Below are 2171 nucleotides of genomic sequence, written 5' to 3'. Positions count from 1 at the left end.
TCTGAAACAGGCGCAGTTTTTTCGATCCTAAAAAGGTTAAAAACTTTACCTGTAAATGCTTTTATATTTAATCAGCAAGCCCTAAATAGGCTCAGTTAAATATGCCATATTAGTTGTATTGGCAGCTTCTTTAATATTGGGAGATGCTGCTAGCCATTGATTGAAAATATCGTCACAGATAAAATGTAATTTTTCTAGTTTTTTTGTATCTATAAAGTTGGGAAAAATACAAAATCCTTGATTTTTCCATTGATGTTTCGTTTCAATTAAATTAGGCATTCATATAATACTATCTTCCACAGATATGTACGATTTTTTAGACTAAAAAAGAAGACTAACAAATTAGCAACTGCAAAAATATTAATCTACAAATAATTCAGCGATCGCTAATACCAAATCTTAAAAACTTTTCTATAACCGATCGCCAGATTTCAGATTTGTAGATAATGAGAAATATTTTGCTTAATCAATAGACATAGAGGTGAAAAATAAGATAATTTTTACAGAAGTAGGGAAAAGGTAACAGAGAAGAAATTTTCTGAAAAAAAGCACGAAAAATGCTTTTTATAGCAGTCGCCATTACTGCATTTGATATATCAAAACCTTAAAACTCAGATAACCTCAGATTTTCCTTCTTTCTTCTTACTAAAGCCTAAAACTCAGACAACGCCAGATTTTTCAGCCCTTCAGTCCTTCCTTCTTCCTTCTTCCTTCTTCCTTCTTACTTCTGGAGAAATCTAATAATAAACGATCGCCTTTTATTTGCCCAGAGAAAAACTGACAAAAGTAGCGATCGCTCAGATTCAAATATTTATAATAGCTGTGGTTAAAACAAACTAGAACCTATAAGGAGAAAAGCGCCACACCTTAATCGTGTCATCAAAACTACCACTAATCAAAGTTTTGCCTCGAGGGTCAAAAGTCAAATTCACCCAAGCCGAATGTCCCTTCAGAGTTCCTACCAAACCACCTGTATCAATTTTCCAGAGTTTGATCGTACCGCCAAAATCTCCACTAGCTAGAGTCTTACCATCAGGACTAAACTCCAGAGACTGTACTTTCTCTGAATGACCCATCAAAGTACGTTGAGAGCGCCTAACAACTCGTCGGGGACGATTACTGTCCAAATCCCAAAGTTTAATCGTATTATCCCAACTACCACTAGCTAAAGTCTTACCATCTGGGCTAATAGCAACAGACCATACAGGCCCATCATGTCCTCTGAGTGTGCGTAACAATCTACCATAACGCCAATCCCATAGCTTAACAGTACCATCATTACTACCACTAGCCAGAGTCTGACCATCAGTACTGAAAGCAACAGACTGAACCTCGTCTAAATGTCCATAAAGAGTATATAAAAGTAGACCACTATTCAAATCCCACAATTTAATAGTTTTATCTTTACTCACACTGGCAATAGTATTTCCATCTGGACTAATAGCTACAGAGAACACATCCTTAAGATGACCATACAATGTATTTTTCAAAGTACCACTGTAGATATTCCAAATTTTAATCGTGCTATCACTACTAGAGCTGACTAAAGTACGACCGTCGGGACTAACAGCAACAGACCACACAGGTCCATCATGTCCTGATAATTTACCCAGCTTCTTACCACTACGCAGATGTAACAGTTGAATATTTCCATTCGTACTACCACTGGCAATAATACGACCATTAGGACTAGCTGCGATTGACCAAACTGGGCCCGAAGTGGTCGCTAAAGTTTGTAGTGGAGAAAGTCGGTCTATGATTCCCGTAGATGGAGATATGGGAGGGAGGGTACTAATACTAGAGTCAAAATCATCTACTTTTAGTTGAGGAGACCTTGGTTCTAACTTAGGAATATTAGTGGATGAAGATAATGGCTGAGTTTGGGGAGATGGTAAGCGAGAACTAATAACTAAAGATAATAGAGCGATCGCTGCTGCTCCCCAAGCAGTTACAGTCCACCGTGGTTTCTGTAGGATAACATCTACTGGTGTTGGTCCATATTTGATATCTTTAATAACTTCTGCTACAGACTGATACCGTTGACGATGGTCTCGCTGTACCATTTTGTCTAATATCCGACCGAGATGGCGACTAATGGGATGTTTTAAATAGTCTCGCCACGCCCACTTATCTGCTTTAATATCAAATAGTTCAAAGGGTGAAACCATTGA

Annotated in this window: 3 protein-coding genes; all 3 read right to left on the bottom strand. The window is 37.8% G+C overall.

The window, feature by feature from the left end; translation table 11 throughout:
• Nucleotides 1-81: 81 nt before the first annotated feature.
• Nucleotides 82-279, bottom strand: a complete 198-nt coding sequence (locus F6K13_RS29855) for a hypothetical protein (RefSeq protein ID WP_124143932.1) — start codon at nt 277-279, stop codon at nt 82-84.
• Between the two features lie 399 nt (nt 280-678).
• Entirely contained in the window at nt 679-807 is a 129-nt protein-coding gene (locus F6K13_RS29850; protein WP_275670309.1) for a hypothetical protein, read from the bottom strand.
• 29 nt (nt 808-836) lie between these two features.
• The coding region (locus tag F6K13_RS29845) for a WD40 repeat domain-containing protein (RefSeq protein WP_287289381.1) at nt 837-2171 on the bottom strand (1335 nt) is incomplete at its 5' end.

This window comes from Okeania sp. SIO2B9, assembly GCF_010672505.1.
In the GTDB taxonomy this organism is placed as follows: Bacteria; Cyanobacteriota; Cyanobacteriia; order Cyanobacteriales; family Microcoleaceae; genus Okeania; species Okeania hirsuta.
This window is presented reverse-complemented; position numbering and strand designations above follow the sequence as displayed.